This is a genomic window from Pseudoalteromonas sp. P1-16-1b (genome assembly GCF_001401785.1).
GTDB lineage: Bacteria > Pseudomonadota > Gammaproteobacteria > Enterobacterales > Alteromonadaceae > Pseudoalteromonas > Pseudoalteromonas undina.
Genome location: NZ_LKGQ01000002.1, coordinates 80,299 through 96,229 on the forward strand (window position 1 = coordinate 80,299; position 15,931 = coordinate 96,229).

19 protein-coding genes are annotated in these 15,931 nt (G+C 41.1%); all 19 read left to right on the forward strand.

From position 1 onward, the window contains the following. The first annotated feature begins 17 nt into the window (after positions 1-17). Positions 18-437 (forward strand): flagellar basal body rod protein FlgB, encoded by a 420-nt coding sequence (gene flgB, locus AN392_RS01775; protein WP_010391142.1) that lies wholly within the window; start codon positions 18-20, stop codon positions 435-437. Continuing rightward, entirely contained in the window at positions 437-853 is a 417-nt protein-coding gene (gene flgC / locus AN392_RS01780) for a flagellar basal body rod protein FlgC (protein WP_010391144.1), read from the forward strand. Before flgB ends, flgC begins: the two co-directional genes overlap by 1 nt. Positions 854-857: 4 nt before the next feature. Further along, positions 858-1,511, forward strand: a complete 654-nt coding sequence (locus AN392_RS01785; RefSeq protein ID WP_054202054.1) for a flagellar hook assembly protein FlgD — start codon at positions 858-860, stop codon at positions 1,509-1,511. Between the two features lie 18 nt (positions 1,512-1,529). After that, positions 1,530-2,858, forward strand: a complete 1,329-nt coding sequence (locus AN392_RS01790; protein ID WP_055011653.1) for a flagellar hook protein FlgE — start codon at positions 1,530-1,532, stop codon at positions 2,856-2,858. Between the two features lie 11 nt (positions 2,859-2,869). Continuing rightward, complete coding sequence (locus tag AN392_RS01795; RefSeq protein WP_055011654.1) at positions 2,870-3,601, forward strand: flagellar basal body rod protein FlgF; 732 nt, start codon at positions 2,870-2,872, stop codon at positions 3,599-3,601. A gap of 14 nt (positions 3,602-3,615) precedes the next feature. Then, positions 3,616-4,401 carry a flagellar basal-body rod protein FlgG gene (flgG, locus tag AN392_RS01800; protein ID WP_055011655.1) on the forward strand — a complete coding sequence of 262 codons (786 nt, stop codon included), beginning with the start codon at positions 3,616-3,618 and terminating at the stop codon, positions 4,399-4,401. Positions 4,402-4,406: 5 nt separating this feature from the next. Next, positions 4,407-5,126 (forward strand): flagellar basal body L-ring protein FlgH, encoded by a 720-nt coding sequence (locus AN392_RS01805; protein WP_235575560.1) that lies wholly within the window; start codon positions 4,407-4,409, stop codon positions 5,124-5,126. An 18-nt stretch (positions 5,127-5,144) separates the two neighbouring features. After that, positions 5,145-6,254: a flagellar basal body P-ring protein FlgI gene (locus AN392_RS01810; RefSeq protein WP_010391158.1), complete on the forward strand. Its 1,110-nt coding sequence runs from the start codon at positions 5,145-5,147 to the stop codon at positions 6,252-6,254. 11 nt (positions 6,255-6,265) lie between these two features. Continuing rightward, positions 6,266-6,727 carry a rod-binding protein gene (locus AN392_RS01815; protein WP_055011657.1) on the forward strand — a complete coding sequence of 154 codons (462 nt, stop codon included), beginning with the start codon at positions 6,266-6,268 and terminating at the stop codon, positions 6,725-6,727. A gap of 6 nt (positions 6,728-6,733) precedes the next feature. Further along, complete coding sequence (flgK, locus tag AN392_RS01820; protein ID WP_010391163.1) at positions 6,734-8,041, forward strand: flagellar hook-associated protein FlgK; 1,308 nt, start codon at positions 6,734-6,736, stop codon at positions 8,039-8,041. Between the two features lie 12 nt (positions 8,042-8,053). Then, entirely contained in the window at positions 8,054-8,950 is an 897-nt protein-coding gene (gene flgL, locus AN392_RS01825; RefSeq protein ID WP_013464386.1) for a flagellar hook-associated protein FlgL, read from the forward strand. A gap of 26 nt (positions 8,951-8,976) precedes the next feature. Further along, on the forward strand, positions 8,977-10,002 hold the full coding sequence (locus AN392_RS01830; protein ID WP_055011658.1) for a hypothetical protein: 1,026 nt from the start codon (positions 8,977-8,979) through the stop codon (positions 10,000-10,002). Positions 10,003-10,237: 235 nt separating this feature from the next. After that, entirely contained in the window at positions 10,238-11,077 is an 840-nt protein-coding gene (locus tag AN392_RS01835) for a flagellin (RefSeq protein ID WP_010391170.1), read from the forward strand. Between the two features lie 123 nt (positions 11,078-11,200). Beyond that, complete coding sequence (gene fliD, locus AN392_RS01840) at positions 11,201-12,499, forward strand: flagellar filament capping protein FliD (protein ID WP_055011659.1); 1,299 nt, start codon at positions 11,201-11,203, stop codon at positions 12,497-12,499. A 6-nt stretch (positions 12,500-12,505) separates the two neighbouring features. Continuing rightward, entirely contained in the window at positions 12,506-12,892 is a 387-nt protein-coding gene (fliS, locus tag AN392_RS01845; protein WP_055011660.1) for a flagellar export chaperone FliS, read from the forward strand. A gap of 243 nt (positions 12,893-13,135) precedes the next feature. After that, entirely contained in the window at positions 13,136-13,453 is a 318-nt protein-coding gene (locus AN392_RS01850; protein WP_235575561.1) for a hypothetical protein, read from the forward strand. Beyond that, positions 13,450-14,739: a flagellar hook-length control protein FliK gene (locus AN392_RS01855; RefSeq protein ID WP_055011661.1), complete on the forward strand. Its 1,290-nt coding sequence runs from the start codon at positions 13,450-13,452 to the stop codon at positions 14,737-14,739. The genes AN392_RS01850 and AN392_RS01855 overlap by 4 nt, the downstream gene beginning before the upstream one ends. Before the next feature lie 25 nt (positions 14,740-14,764). Further along, positions 14,765-15,196 (forward strand): flagellar basal body-associated FliL family protein, encoded by a 432-nt coding sequence (locus AN392_RS01860; protein ID WP_055011662.1) that lies wholly within the window; start codon positions 14,765-14,767, stop codon positions 15,194-15,196. A 9-nt stretch (positions 15,197-15,205) separates the two neighbouring features. Beyond that, complete coding sequence (locus AN392_RS01865; RefSeq protein WP_055011663.1) at positions 15,206-15,928, forward strand: FliA/WhiG family RNA polymerase sigma factor; 723 nt, start codon at positions 15,206-15,208, stop codon at positions 15,926-15,928. The last annotated feature ends 3 nt before the right edge of the window (positions 15,929-15,931 follow it).

The window sequence follows — 15,931 nt, forward strand, 5'->3', positions numbered from 1 at the left end:
CACAAGGTAGAAAGTGTATGCGAAGCGCGAAAGCATACAAGAAACAAAAATTAGAGGCAACAATGGAACTATTTGATAAAGCGTTAGGTGTTCACCCTTTTTCAATGAAATTAAGGTTAGACAGAGCAGAAGTCATTGCCAGTAACTTGGCTAATGTTGACACGCCTGGGTTTAAATCTCGAGATGTAGATTACCGTCAAATTATGCAAAGTGTTTCATCCAGTTTTTCGCAAAACAGAGATGTTGATTTTGCTGGTGTACAAACGGATGAACTTAAATATCGCGTTCCTTATCAACCATCAAGTGATGGCAACACTGTTGAGTTAAATATTGAGCAAGCAAAATTTGCCAGCAACAGTATGGATTTTCAAACCAGTTTGACCTTCTTAAATATGAAAATAAATGGCTTACATAAAGTTATTTCAGGGAAATCATAATGTCTTTTAATTCAATTTATGACGCTAGCGGCAGCGCCATGCGCGCTCAAGTTATTCGCCTCGATACCATTGCATCTAACCTAGCCAATGCCGATACCGCAGCCGGTTCAGAAGCCGACGCTTACAAGGCACTTAAACCAGTATTTTCTGCTTTGTACAAACAAACACAAGACAGCCAATCAATTTCAGCCTCGGTTGATGTATTAGGGATCACTGAGTCAAATCGTGCGGTAGAGCAGCGCTACGAGCCAAATAACCCAATTGCTAACAACGATGGTTATGTATTTTACTCCAACGTAAATGCACTTGAAGAAATGGCCGACATGATGTCTGCAAGTCGTAGCTACCAAACATCTGTTGAAGTTATGGGGCGTGTAAATAGCATGCAGCAAAGCATTCTTAAGTTAGGACAATAATTTTATGCAAGTTAATTCAGCCGTTCCAAGCGCAGCCGACGGGGCAAAAAACACTACGAATATTGCCGGTAATAGCTCAGCAGATGAAATGTCGACCATGTTTTTAGAGTTACTTGTTGCGCAAATTAGTAATCAAAATCCATTACAACCTATGGACGGCACTCAATATGTGAGCCAGCTTGCGGAGTTTTCTAATGTTGAGTCGTTACAAAGCATTCGCCAAAACACCGCCGATGGTTTGGATTATGTGAGCAGCTTAGCGGTGCTTGAAGCCACTAATATGGTTGGCCAAACGGTTGATGTACAAGCAAGCAGTATTGCTCTTGAACAAGATGGCAGTGTCTCTGGCATGGTTAATTTAGGGGAAGCGGCAGACTCTGTCACTGTGCAACTTTATAACCAAGATGGTGAATTAGTTGAAGAAAAACAACTGCCTTATTCTGGAGTCGGTTCATTGCGTTTTGAATTTGAAAACCAAGAAGCCGGTGCGTATGCAGTGAGAGCGTATGCCACTACTGAAGAGGTACCAAAGCAGCTTGATACTTGGCTAAGTGGTGAGGTTGAGCGTGTTTCTGTAGGTAAATCGTTAGAAGATATTTTATTACAAGTCGATGGTTTGGGTAATTTTGGTATCACTGAAATTAATCAAGTGGCATAAATAAGAGGAATAAATAATATGTCTATGTTCAATATAGGATTAAGTGGTCTTAAAAGTACCCAAACAGGATTAGAAGTAACCAGTAATAATATTGCTAACTCGGGTACTGCTGGTTATAAAAATAACACCGCAGAATTTGCCGCAGTGTATAACGGCAGTCAACGCGGCGGCGTTAAAGTTGCCAATGTTAAAGAAGATTTTGTCACCGGTGGTGAAATTGTGCGCACCGGTAATGCGCTGGATATTGCTATTGATGGCCAAGGTTTTTTTGCCATATCAGAAAACGGCCGCATGGCTTACACCCAAGCAGGCCAGTTTCAGTTAGATAACGACTTAAATATTGTTAATGCCAACGGCGGCAAACTGCAAGGTTTTGGTGTGTCTCAGGTTGATGGTGGTGAGCCGACAATTGTACCGGGTGTATTAACCGATTTAAAAATTGAAGCCTCAAACATAGAAGCACAAGCCAGTACCAATATTAACTTTAACGGTAACTTAAGTTCTTCTAGCGACGTGATTGCTTATCCAACAGCTCCTGCGGTATTTGATCCTAAAGATGGTAGCCAATATAACTTTTCTCAATCTACCGAAGTATTCGACTCCTTAGGTAACAGCCATGTAATGACCCAGTATTTTAACCATACGGGTAGCAACGAATGGCAAGCGATGTTTTTCTTAGATGGTAAACCCCTTACTCAAGCTCAGCTTTCAGCGCTTGGTGCGACGACAGGTACTCAAGCTATTGATGATGGTGCGGGTGGTTCAATTAACGCCGGTACCATTACACTTAACTTTGATACCGATGGCCAAATGGTGCCGTTTTCAGGCGACTTAACGGCGGTTGATTTAGAGGTGCCTATTACTTCAACGCCAGGTAATGCAGAAATAACCAGTGGTGCTGCAGCATTAAATATTGCGCTTAAATTCGATGGCACTACGCAGTTTGGTTCAAGTTTTAGTGTTAATGAAAATGATGCCAACGGCTATACCTCAGGGGCGTTTTCTGGTGTGAAGGTTGAAGACGACGGCCGTGTATTTGCAACATTTACTAACGGTGAATCTAAATTACAAGGTCAGGTTGTACTTGCCTCGTTTGCGAATGTTGATGGTTTAGAGCAAGGCAGTAATACCGTGTGGTATCAAACTGAAGAGTCGGGCTCTGCACTTTATGGCGAGCCAGAAAGTGGCTCACTGGGTAAATTACTGTCGGGTTCATTTATGGGCTCAAATGTTGATATTAGTGAACAGCTGGTTGGCTTAATGTCATTTCAACAAAATTACCAAGCCAATGCTAAAACCATCAGCAGTGCTGATGAAATGATGCAAATTTTATTTAGTAACACCTAAGGAAGCTGAGCGTGGAAAAGTTAATTTATACCGCCGTTTCGGGTGCTGAACTTAATAATACCGCCTTACGCGTTGCTGCAAATAACTTAGCAAATGTTAGCACCGTAGGTTTTAAGGCCGACTTAGAGCAAGCGCAATCAATGATGGTACAAGGCGAGGGCTTTCGTACTCGTTACCACGCGCAACTAACACCAGTAACTACTGACTTATCGTCAGGGCCAATCATGGATACTGGCCGTAATCTTGATTTAGCACTGAGCAACGGCGGTTATTTAGAGGTGATGGATGACAACGGTGAGCCTGCTTATACCCGTGCGGGTAATTTAGTGGTTGATGCCGACGGCTTTGTTACTGTGAACGGTCGCCGCGTGCAAGGTGACGGTGGCGATATTCAACTTCCTGAATTTGGTGATATTGAAATTGGCTCAAACGGCATGATCAACCTAACCCCCATTGGCGGCGGTGTAATTGCAGAAGATGCGCAAATTAAATTAGCCAGTACCGATGCAAACTTAATCAAAGGTGCTGATGGCTTACTCAGAGCTAACGATTTACAGCCGCTTGAAGCCGACGAAACAATTACAGTAAGAACCGGTGCTTTAGAAGGTTCTAATGTGAATGCCGTGGCTGAAATGATCAAAACAATGAATATTAGCCGCCAATTTGAAATGAACGTAAAAATGATGAAGTCTGCTGACGAATTAGCGACCAGCGGCAATAAGCTTATCAGTGGACGTGGGTAAATAGGAAGCCAAACATGAATTCAGCATTATGGGTGAGTAAAACTGGTCTTGCAGCGCAAGATTTAAGAATGACAACAATATCGAATAACCTAGCGAACGTGAGCACTGCCGGTTTTAAAAAAGACAGAGCGGTATTTGAAGATTTATTTTACCAAGTACAAAAACAACCTGGCGCGCAAGTAGATGAGCTTAATCAGCTGCCATCTGGGATTCAGGTGGGAACCGGTGTTCGTATTAACGGCACGCAAAAGCAATTTACTGAAGGCAGTTTTGAAACAACCAGTAACCAGTTAGATGTGGCCATTGCAGGGCAAGGCTTCTTTCAAATTGAAAGCCCTGACGGCGAGTTATTATTTACCCGTAACGGCCAGTTTCAACTTAACTCAGAGTCATTACTGGTAAACAGCAACGGCTTACCTTTGGCGCAAAATATTGCGCTACCAGAGGGCACCACTGAAGTGAGTATTGGCACCGACGGCACCGTTACTGCGGTAGTGGGTAAAGATGCGCAAGCGGTTGAGTTAGGTCAAATGTTAACAGTTAACTTTGCAAATCCTGCAGGCTTACAAAGCTTAGGTGGTAATTTGTACCGCGAAACAGCAGCATCGGGTGAACCTGTTGAGGGGATCCCCGGTGAAGATGCTTTTGGTGGCTTACAACAATTTACTATTGAAGGCTCAAACGTGAGCGTTGTTGATGAAATGGTAAGCATGATTGCCGTACAGCGCGCTTACGAGATGAACGCTAAAGTGGTCTCTGCGGCAGATGAAATGCTGCGCTTTATAAACCAAAACGTATGATTATCATGAATAAGTTAACATTATTTTTGCTGCTTTTAGGTGTTGCTGGTTGTAGCAATACCCCATCAAAAACCCAAATGGTGGAATGCGAAGTGGTGTATGGGGAAGTGAAATGTCCACAAAGCACCACTCAAAAATCAGTTCAAGACTATGAAATAAGCCAAGATGCCTATGCACAGGGTTTGAATCAGCAAGATGGAAGCTTATTTCAAGATAACTATATGTTTTCTTTGTATGCAGATAAACGTGCTTACCGAGTTGGCGATATTTTAACTGTGGTGCTTAACGAGCGCACGCAATCAAGTAAAAGTGCTGATTCGAGTTTAGATAAAAGTACCGACTTGGATGTTTCAGTGCCAGTTGCTGGTGCACTCAATGTAGCTGATTTTAATTTGGGTATAGGCTCGAGTGCCAAGTTTGACGGTGAAAGCAGCGCCAGCCAACAAAACTTCCTGAGTGGCGCTATTACCGTGCGGGTTAATCATGTTTTATCTAATGGGTCGCTGGTTATTAAAGGGCGTAAGCAAATTAAACTTAACCAAGGCGATGAATACATTGAAATTGAAGGGCTAGTTCGCCCTGGCGATATTGATGTAAGTAACCGTGTTTCGTCGCTTCGTATTGCTGAAGCGCAAATAAGCTATACCGGCAAAGGCACATTGGCTGATGCGAATCGTCCAGGTTGGTTTACCACTTTATTTACCCGATTCTTAAACCCGTTCTAAGGGATTACTGAGGTTTTAATGAAATATTTACTATTAATGCTAGTGTGCTTTTTTAGCCTATTAGCGCCTGCAACTGTGACCGCCAAAGCACGTCCATTATTAGATATTGTTGATGTGCTAGGTGTGCGAGAAAACCAACTCGTGGGTTACGGTTTAGTAGTGGGCTTGCCGGGGTCTGGTGATAAAGCCCAAGTAAAATTTGCCGGCCAATCGCTAAGTAATATGCTAAAGCAATTTGGTGTCTCTGTAGATGAAGAGCGATTACCAAAATCAAAAAATATAGCGGCTGTTGCTGTCCATGCTACGTTGCCGCCTATGGGAAGCCCAGGCCAAGCGATTGATGTAACTGTGAACTCATTGGGTGATGCAAAAAGCTTACATGGTGGCAGCTTAATGTTGACCCCGTTAAAGGGGGTTGATGGCAAAGTGTATGCGCTAGCACAAGGTAATTTAGTGGTGGGCGGCATTAATGCTAGCGGTAAAAGTGGCTCCTCGGTGACTGTTAATGTGCCTACTTCAGGGCTTATTCCTAATGGTGCAATTATTGAGCGCAGTGTTATGGCTATGTATGAAAGTCAAAGTGATGTAATTCTTAATTTAAAAGATCCAAATTATCAAACTGCCCGCAATGTTGTACGTGCTATTAATAAAGTATTTGGGCCTGATGTAGCTACTGCTGAAAACTGGGCGCGCTTAGTGGTTAGTGCGCCAAGTGATGCCAATAGTCGCAACACGTTTATGTCGATGCTACAAGATATTACTGTAGAGCAAGGTTCTGAGCGCCCAAAAATTGTATTTAATAGCCGCACAGGTACTGTCGTAATGAACAATACAGTGCGAGTTAATCAGGCTGCGGTTAACCATGGCAATTTAACCATTACCATAAGTGAACAAGAGCAAGTTTCGCAACCAGGGCCGTTTTCAAATGGCCAAACTACGACCACGCAATCAAGTGATATCACAGTAGATCAACAACAAAAAAATATGCTGTTGTGGCCTGAAGGCACCTCATTAGATGAAATTGTAAAAGCGGTAAATGCACTTGGCGCAACGCCAGCCGAGCTTATGTCGATATTAATTGCACTTGATAATGCTGGGGCTCTAGAAGCCGAGCTATTAGTTATTTAAAGGAAATAGCCATGAAAATAGAGTCATCAACCCAATTATCTCAGTCATTAGCGATTGACCCGACCCATCTTGAAAACATTACTGGCAACAGTGAGGCAGGCGTTAAACAGGCGGCAGAGCAGTTTGAAGCAATTTTTTTACAGCTGGTATTAAAAAGTATGGATAGCACCACCAAAACTATGGCCGGTGACAATGGTTTTTTTAATAGTAACGAGCAAGCGCAATTTAGAGATATGCATAATGCTCAAACCGCGCAGCATTTAGCGTCAACTCATCAACTGGGTTTAGCCGAAGCGATTGTTAAGCAGTTTGATGAGAAAATTGCCCCCATAGAAAATACATTTAAGAATAGCCAAAGCTTGGTCGCTAATGATCAACATAAAGGTGCTGAAAGCGTTGAGCCAACCCAAAGCTATGATATTTATGCGGGATCGGCATTTGTTCAGCCATTGAATGCTAATACGATTAGGTAGTTAATTATGTCTATGTTAAATAACGCGTTAAGCGGCCTCAATGCTGCAAATATTGCGCTGACTGTGTCAGGGCAAAATGTCGCGAATGCAGCCGTTGAGGGTTATTCGCGTCAGCAAGCTCAATTTAAAACCTCTAATGTATATTTAGGCGGGGTTGAGGTGGCGTCTGTTGATCGGGTTGTTGACGCCTTTTTAAATGACGATATTTGGCGCACTAATTCTGATACCACTTATTATGAAAACAAACAGTCATACCTAGGTTTTATTGAGCAAATCATTGGTACCGACTCGTTAAACTTAAATAACTCCCTTGCAAGCCTAACAGATGCACTCAATGCTGCAGCAACCAAGCCTGATTCACAGGCTTTCAGGCAACAATTTTTATCCTCTGCAGAGGGCTTTATGCAAGATATTGCGCAAATTAATGGCGCTTTGGCAGGACAAGCAACAAAGTTAAATGCACAAATGAGTAATGTGGCGCTTAATGTGTCTTCTATTACTAAGCAAATAGCCGAAATTAACAGTAGCATTGGATTAGCAACAGCAAACAAGCAATCAACCGCAGAGTTAAAAGATAATCGAGAACGCCTAGTAAACCAGTTATCAGGGCATATTGGCGTATCTATTGTTGAGCGAGATAATGGCTTTATTGATATTAGTACCTTAAGTGGTGCCCCGCTGGTGGTAGGGAGTAAAGCGGCATCAATCTCAGTAAATGGAACAACAGTAACGAGTAACTTTATTGGTCAAGAATTCACCCTTGATAAAAACGTTGGTGGTCAATTTGGTGGCTTAATAAGCGTTGATAACGATGTAATAAAACCAACCCTTGCAACCTTAAATAGCTTAGTTGCCGACCTTGCCGATGATATGAATGGTGCATTACAAAGTGGTTTTGATTTAAATAACGACCCCGGTGAAGCACTGTTTACATACAATCCATTAAACCCATTAGGGACGATTGAGATTAACCCTGCGATCACCACTGATAAACTTGGTTTTAAAGACAGTAGTACCTCAGGACCTGGTGATAACTCTAATATTGCTAATATTGTTGCTTCAATGGCAGGAAAAGGCGATAAGTTTACGTTATTAGTAGGAGATCTTGCTATTACTAGTAAGCAAAACTTAAATAGCATTACCACCGCTACTAATTTAAGTGAAAACGCCATTGCTGCGCGCGATAGCTACAGCGGGGTGAACCTTGATGAAGAGGCGGCAAACTTAATGCATTTTCAACAAATGTACAGTGCCAATGCCAAAGTGATCAGCACAGCAGATCAAATGTTTAAATCTTTACTGCAAATGTTTTAAAAGGGCAATGTTATGCGAGTTAGTAGTCATCAGTTTCATTTAAATTCAATCAAAAACATTCAAAGTAATACTGAAAACTTTAACGAAAAATCAATTCAGTTAGCAACCAATAAGCGTATTCTTAAGCCCTCAGATGATCCGCTTGGCACTGTAATGATCATGAACCTAGGTTCAGAAATAAAATCGTTAGAGCAATACAAAACCAATATGGATGCAGTTAACTTTTCATTAGGTCAACAAGAAGTACAGCTAACCGGTATTGTTAACCAAATATATTCATTGCAAAGTTTAATTACCACCGCAGCTGATGGTTCAATGGGCGAGGCAGAAATTAAAGCTCTCGGCCAAGAAATGAGTGTGGCTTTTCCGGCAATTGTTGATTTACTAAATGCAACCGACAGCGATGGACAATATTATTTTTCGGGTAGTAAAACCGATGAAAAACCGTTTCAAATTGATGCGACGGGTAATTATGTTTATGCCGGTGACGATATTGTCAGAGAAGTCGCTGTATCTGACGACTCAAGTGTAAAAAATAATATTGTAGGTAATGATTTAGACCCCGGTGCCGGTTTTTTAAATGCCATGCAAGACTATCTTGTTGATGTAAATAATCCGCCAGCAGGTGGTGTTGGTAATCAATCACGGGTGATGATAGATAAATTAGCTGACTTTTTAGGTACTATTAGTAGCCAAGTGACCACCATAGGCTCTACTATGGCTTCGCTTGATTCGATTACTACCAGTAATCTAGATATCACCACATTTACGGTTAACTTGCAGGACGATTTGAGTGCTGTAGATTATCCAGAAGCGTTTATTTCGATGAATGAATCTATGGCGGCGTATGAATCCTCGATGCAGGTTTACTCGACAGTAAGTAAACTTTCATTGTTTTCATACATTTAAAATTATAATACTTTCAGGAACTAACTATGCTGGTTAAAAGTAGCGAAAAAGCGCAAGCAATTGACTTGGTTAATACCAATAAATCGGATGCACTCGTTACATCAACAAAGGATTCTGCTAACAATTTGTGGAAAAACAAAATTGTTGCCAGAGAGGACCAAGTTAAAGTACTGACTGGCTGGGCGCAGCGCGGGGCACTAAGTCAAGCGCTAGCAAAAGCCGAACAAAGCGAAAGCACTATTCGTAATTTGTATATGGGGCTTGAAAAATTAGCACAACAATTAAATACCCAAGCTGCTAACACTCAGCCACAACCCATGCAACAACAGCAAATTAAAGTGCAAATAGCGTCATTACAAAACACAGCAAATAAAAAAGGCTCAGGACTTGATACCCAGCTGAAAATAACGGATCCAAATCGCGCTATTAGCAAACAGCTTAATGCAAATATAGACCTGCTTAGCGCACGTCCACATGAAGAAAATATCCAGTTAGTGATGGGTCGCTCGGGCAAATCATTAAGCTTAAAGATACCAGCCTATCAAGATGAAAAAACCAATTTAACTGCCATTCAAAATGCGTTTGCACCACATCATATAAATGTTGAGCTTAATCGTGAAAACCGTCTGCTTTTTAGTGCGCAAAAAGATAATGCGGCTCCACTTTTAGAGCCTTGGGTGATGAGTGGTCAAGGTGTACGAATTGCTGCAGGAAACCCGATTTCTTTGCAGCTCAATGATTTAGATAACCCTCTGAATGAACTTGCTAAAATAGCCGATAAAAATGCCACTATTGCTCAGCACCGAGAGCAAATCCAAAGTGCGCAGCGCCATTTAAAAGCGAATTTAATAAAAATTCAGGCACAAAAACAACAATTACAAAGCCAACTAGAGCAGCTTGACTCTGCTAGTTCATTAGCTAACACTGATGAACTACTTGCTTTAAGTCTAGGGGTTAAACAGCATATGCAAAACCCTAGGGTAAATAGTGTAGCTGCGATTATGTCGCAGGCAAACATTACCCGTAATATGGTGCAATACTCACTCACTTAATTTTTTAATGCAGCAAGCTAGTATTGCTGCATCGTTTTTTATTTCTGCGATTCCTCTTATCTGCTTTTAGCTAGCGAAAATGCCTATTTTACCCGCTTTGAATACATTGCTTAAAAAAATATAAAAAATAATTAGAAAAAAGTTTAGGTAATTAAAAATATGGTCGCTCTTAGTTATTAGAAGGTGATTTAGGTTCACTAATTACTTTAGCTATTAATTCAAAGAGGAAATAAACATGGCTTTATCAATTCAATCAAACATGGCTTCAATGTCAATCCAAAACCAACTTGGTCGTAGCAACAACGATTTGTCTACAGCGCTTGAGCGTTTAGGTTCTGGTTTTAAAATTAACTCTGCTAAAGATGACGCGGCTGGTCTACAAATCGCTTCACGCTTAAACGCACAGGTACGTGGTCAAGACGCTGGTTTATATAACGGTAACAATGCTATGTCTATGATGCAAACTGCTGAAGGTGCGTTTGATGAAATGACTAACATTGCTTACCGCATGAAAGAACTTGCTACTCAAGGTTCAAGTGATACAAACGGTGCAAAAGAATGGGCTGCACAAAGTGCAGAATACACAGCACTAGCTACTGAGCTTACAAACATCATGGACAACACATCGTTTGGTGATGGAACTAAACTTTTAGCAGCTACTGGTAAGTTTGGTGCAGGTGCGGTTAACTTCCAAGTAGGTTCAAGTGCAGCAGAAACCCTTAATGTTGATATTTCTACTCAGTTAGGTGCTGTAACAACAGCCATTGGTTCTGCTGCTGCATTTACTGACGTTGCAACAGCACAAGCGCAGATTGCGTTTGTTGATACTTTAGTTGGCGAAATTGGTACTGCACGTTCAACGCTTGGTGCATCAATGAACCGTCTTGACCATACAATGACTAACGTATCTAACATGAAGCAAAACACTCAAGCTGCTGTAGGTACGTTAATGGACGCTGATTTTGCTGCTGAAACATCAAACATGACTAAGCAACAATTGCTAATGAACTCTGGTATCTCGGTACTGAGCACAGCTAACAGCACAACACAAATGATTGGTTCACTACTTCGTTAATAGTGATTAATCAATTAAGTATGCATAGCTACACCTAAGGTGTAGCTATTATTGTTTATAGTCATAAGTAAAAATATTTACTTTAGATTTTTTTGCTTATAACTAAAATGCTTGGAGATTAAAATGAGCTCTGCAATAGGAATCAATCCTGGGCAATTAGCCTCACAATATACACAAATTGAGCGTAGCGCTAAAGATCAGCAATTAAGTACTAAAAGTAGCCTTTTTAGCAATCAAATTAAGGCGTTTGATAGCCTGAAAAGTAATTTATCAAACTTTTTTGATGACTTACAAACCAATCTTAAAGATACCAGTAGCTTGTTTGCTAACACCGCTACGGTGAGCAATTCATCCGCATTAGCAGTAACAGCAAGCGGCACAGCAGCCAGCGGTGAGTACGATGTATTTGTTGAGCAATTAGCACAAGCACACCAAGTGGCATTGAGTTTTGATCCGGCTAAAGCTTTAACCACGGATGGTGAGTTGAGTATTGATTTGGCAGGCAGTGCGTTTAGTGTTGACTTTGCAAGCCTTGGCGCCGATGCATCATTAACTGATGTTGCTAATGCCATCAACTCACATGTTGATAATAGCGGTGTTAAAGCCTCTGTTGTGCGCTCTGGCACAGAAACCTTTTTAACTTTAACCAGTGCTGAGTCGGGTGCTGCTAATCAGGTGGGGGTGAGCTTTACTGAAGGTACGGATGCCAATGGCAGTGATATCACCAATGCTATAACAAACAAACAAGATTTAACCTTAGCGCAAGATGCGATTGTCAAACTAGGGGCTAACTCAGCACTTACAATCACTTCAAGCAGTAATAAACTCGATACGGTTATTGATGGGGTAACGATTGATTTAACGCAGGCGCAGTCGCTGGGCGATCAGCCAATTCATATATCAATTACCCAAGATCAAGAAAGCTCTAAAGAAAACATCCAAAGTTTTGTGGATAAATTTAATTCGCTCACCAATGGCATTACCAGTAACCAGTACTTAAAACGAGATAATATGGCTGCCGGCCTTGCTCGCTCTTTACGCAACGATTTTCAGGGTACGTTTGAAGGTAAAACCTTGTTCTCTGTGGGTATTGAATTTGATCGTAGCGGTAACTTAAAAATAGATAATAAAAAACTTGAAGAAGCCATGGCTACTAATCCTGAGCAGTTAACCAGCATGCTCACAGGTGAAAACGGTTTATTGTCTAAGCTAGAAACCCGCGTTGAGCCATTCACTAAAAGCTATGGTTTGATGACGGATAAAAAGCAGTCATTGCAAGCGAGCTTAAATATAGTCAATAGGCAACAAAAAGATCATGAAGTGTCTATGGAGCAAGTGTACCAACGCTACTTGTCGCAGTTTACACAAATGCAACAGACTATTGCACAATTAGAATCTACAATGGGTCAATTTGGGAGCTAAACATAGATGTTAGATTTAAATGATGGCTTTTCAGCCTATAAAAGTACATCAGTAGATGCAAAAGCGGCCAGTGCCGATATTCATAAATTAGTATTGATGTTATTTGATGGTTTTTCAGATGAGCTTGAAAAAGTCACAGGCCACATAAAACAAAAAAGATACGATAAAAAAGCCGAAAGCATCGAAAAACTAATGCGCATTTTAGGCGGGCTTGAGGCCTCATTAGATCTTGAAAAAGGCGGTGAAGTAGCGCAAAACATGCAAAACCTTTATCAGCATTGTGGGCAAGCATTATTGCAAGCCAGTATAAAAAATGACTTGAACTATATTGACTCCACCCGTGTAGTGATGACCAACTTGCAAGAAGGGTGGCAAGGCTTAGGTACACAATAAACAAATCTAAACCAGCTACCAATAGCTGGTTTTTTCATTTTTAACACGGCTTTTTTATATCTCCCCCCACAGCCTAAATAATTATTCAATTCATTATTAATAACATATCACTTCCTTCCGATGTGGAAGTTCCGCTTCCGCTTTTTGGGTTTTTATTTTATTTTTTGTTATAAAACAGCGCCTTAAAGTTGGCTTGTTTATTGCTAAATGAAACATGAACTTATAATGAATTTAGTATTGCTAATGGAACACTCTCAAAAATACGCAGCGCAAAAAATGGAACAATTACTTAGCACCATGGAAGATGCTATCCATGAGAGTAATTGGTATGAGGTTAAATCAGCCGATAAGCAGCTGCTTGCATTTTATAATGAGCTGCAAAATATGCCTTGCTTTAGTTCAATGAAGGCTGAACAAAATAACTTAAAAGCACGTTACGTTGACTTAATCGACCTAGTGAGCCAAAAACAAGCGGCTATTAAAGTACAAATGCAGCGCCACCAGGAAGATAAAGAAGGTTTAATTGCGTATAAAAAAGTACAACAAGGACAGTCACTATGAGTATCCAAGCAAATACTATGGCGACAAAGACTGACTTTGGCAGTGCCACTAATAAACCAACCATATTAAAAAGTAGTACACCTGCAGATGCGCAAGAACTACAGAGCGAGCTTGAGCCGTTTACGCTTTCTTCAAAGCAACAGCAAACAAAACAGCAAAATGTGCAAGGTGAACAACCTCAAGAAAGTTCAGAACAACTAGCGCAAGAAGATGCCAGTGCAGAAACACAAGAAATAATAAATCCGTACTTTTTAAACACTGCAAATTATAATCTTGATAGCAATAAAATAAACGCGCCTGTCACAAATTTACTCAACTCAAATAGTAACCTTGCTCTTGATAACGGCACTGCAGCAGTGGAAACACCACCAGCACAACTTGTTATTGATGAGCAGTTAAAGAGTAAGCCTTTAGAGACTCTGCACGAAGAAGGCATTATAACTCAAGAGTCAGCTAAAACTGCGTCTGTACAAAATATGACAGTGCATAGTGATGTTTTAACTGTGCCTGCTGCAGCTATAAATGTAACGCCAGCGAATACACCCGTTAATAAAGAATTAAATACACTCGATTTAGCCAAAGCACCACAAACATTGTATTCGCAAGCGCTTTTGAATCGATTAAATCAACCTTCGGTAGTGTTGAACACTTATGGACACGCGCAATCAAGTAGCCCAACCAATGAGCAACTAGCTGCACAACCGAGTATTGGGCTCAGTAAGCTCGAGCTTGCTGCACTGACACAAAACACGCAATCGAAACTTCTCAACGTTGAATCTCGTGAAGGTAGCAATCAAAAATCAGCATTAGTGAATGCTTTTTCATCTGCCGCACCTGCGACAGAGAGCTTTGAATGGCAAAAAGAGAAATTAAAAGAGGCTCCCAGTGAATGGGGGCAGCGTTTATTGCATGTACTTGGCGATAAGGTAAAGCTGCAAATAGGCCAGCAACTTCAGCGTGCGCAAATTAGATTAGATCCTCCAAACCTAGGCAGTATTGAAATATCTATCAATATTGAAGGGGATAAAACCTCAGTCAGTTTAACTACGAGTAATGCGCAGGTTAGAGATGCCATAGCGCAAACTTTAGAGCAGTTACGTCAGTCTTTGTCGCAAAACTCAAATACCACAGTGGATGTTAATTTGAGTGATAAACAGCAGCAACCTCAACAGCAAAGCGACAATAGCGACATTGCAAATAATCATACCGAGATGCCTTCAATGGATGATGACAACAGCACTCGCACACCTAAGTCACCATTAGATTGGTTGGATTTATTAGTATAACTACCTTGGATTAAGAGAGATAAAAGTGAAAAAAATAATAATAGCCCTAACTGTAATTGCACTTATTGCGGCTGCATTTTTTGCGGGACAGTTTTTTAACGACAGTGACTCATCAAAAGAAGGTCCGCAAGCAGATATAACAAAAGTTGAATATCACGAAATGGAGCGCTTTATTATAAGCGTATCAGAGGACTCAATTGCCCGCTATTTAGTACTCGACTTGGTACTTGTTACTTCACCCTCTGTATACAACACAGGCACAGAGGCGATGGAGCCGCTTGTAAGAAATGTACTGGTAAAACAGTTTGCCAATATGAGTCATAGCCAAGCAAAAGCCGTTTTTAAAGATATAGATGCGGTTCAAAAAAACTTATTAGAGCAGTTTAATTTAGTGTTAGCGAATACGGTATCTGTTCGATTGGATAACGTACTTATTACGAACGTCTTCATTCAATAGGCCATCGCTATGATGCTGCAAGAAGAGTGGGGCGAGTTAATAACAGAACCACCAGTCACCTTAACGCCACAAAAAGAGACGCAACTATTATCGCAGTACGCTTTTTTGGTGAATCGAGCGGCTGCGCACATGCGCACTCAAGAGGGTGTTATTGTCGATAATGATGATATTTATCAAATAGGCATTATTGCGCTGTTGTCGTCTATTCGTCGCTATGGTCGGGATTTAGATGAGAAGTTTGCTGCATTTGCGTTTAAGCGTATTCGTGGTGCTATGTTAGATGAGTTTAGGCGTGTCGATTGGCGCCCACGACAGTTAAGGCAGCAGTCTCATCAGCTTCGTGATATGAGCCGTTCACTGCAAAAAAAGCTCGGTCGTGATGCAACAGACACCGAAATGTGTGAGGCGTTAGGAATTAACCATAAAGAGCTTATTCAACTGCATTACAGTGAGCAAGCCGAAGCATTTGATAGCCTTGAAGCGCTATTGGAAGCTAACCCTAATTTAGCGCTCACCTCTGCACATACACACGACAAAGAAGAGACAGCAGCCATGCTAAAAGTGGCGATGAGCAAACTGAATACCCGAGAAAAGCTGCTCTTGCAATTATATTACATGCACGAAATGAATATGAAAGAAATAGCGTTAACGCTCGATTTAACCGAGGCACGTGTTTGCCAACTTCATAAACAAGCACTTGAAGCGCTTACACAAGCGCTTCAAAAAATCTAATAC

Bases quoted from the DNA above. Each gene is read 5' to 3' on its own strand.
- flgB (WP_010391142.1), top strand. From the start codon at position 18: ATGCGAAGCGCGAAAGCATACAAGAAACAAAAATTAGAGGCAACAATG.
- flgC (WP_010391144.1), top strand. From the start codon at position 437: ATGTCTTTTAATTCAATTTATGACGCTAGCGGCAGCGCCATGCGCGCT.
- AN392_RS01785 (WP_054202054.1), top strand. From the start codon at position 858: ATGCAAGTTAATTCAGCCGTTCCAAGCGCAGCCGACGGGGCAAAAAAC.
- AN392_RS01790 (WP_055011653.1), top strand. From the start codon at position 1,530: ATGTCTATGTTCAATATAGGATTAAGTGGTCTTAAAAGTACCCAAACA.
- flgG (WP_055011655.1), top strand. From the start codon at position 3,616: ATGAATTCAGCATTATGGGTGAGTAAAACTGGTCTTGCAGCGCAAGAT.
- AN392_RS01805 (WP_235575560.1), top strand. From the start codon at position 4,407: ATGAATAAGTTAACATTATTTTTGCTGCTTTTAGGTGTTGCTGGTTGT.
- AN392_RS01810 (WP_010391158.1), top strand. From the start codon at position 5,145: ATGAAATATTTACTATTAATGCTAGTGTGCTTTTTTAGCCTATTAGCG.
- AN392_RS01815 (WP_055011657.1), top strand. From the start codon at position 6,266: ATGAAAATAGAGTCATCAACCCAATTATCTCAGTCATTAGCGATTGAC.
- flgK (WP_010391163.1), top strand. From the start codon at position 6,734: ATGTCTATGTTAAATAACGCGTTAAGCGGCCTCAATGCTGCAAATATT.
- flgL (WP_013464386.1), top strand. From the start codon at position 8,054: ATGCGAGTTAGTAGTCATCAGTTTCATTTAAATTCAATCAAAAACATT.
- AN392_RS01830 (WP_055011658.1), top strand. From the start codon at position 8,977: ATGCTGGTTAAAAGTAGCGAAAAAGCGCAAGCAATTGACTTGGTTAAT.
- AN392_RS01835 (WP_010391170.1), top strand. From the start codon at position 10,238: ATGGCTTTATCAATTCAATCAAACATGGCTTCAATGTCAATCCAAAAC.
- fliD (WP_055011659.1), top strand. From the start codon at position 11,201: ATGAGCTCTGCAATAGGAATCAATCCTGGGCAATTAGCCTCACAATAT.
- fliS (WP_055011660.1), top strand. From the start codon at position 12,506: ATGTTAGATTTAAATGATGGCTTTTCAGCCTATAAAAGTACATCAGTA.
- AN392_RS01850 (WP_235575561.1), top strand. From the start codon at position 13,136: ATGGAACACTCTCAAAAATACGCAGCGCAAAAAATGGAACAATTACTT.
- AN392_RS01855 (WP_055011661.1), top strand. From the start codon at position 13,450: ATGAGTATCCAAGCAAATACTATGGCGACAAAGACTGACTTTGGCAGT.
- AN392_RS01865 (WP_055011663.1), top strand. From the start codon at position 15,206: ATGATGCTGCAAGAAGAGTGGGGCGAGTTAATAACAGAACCACCAGTC.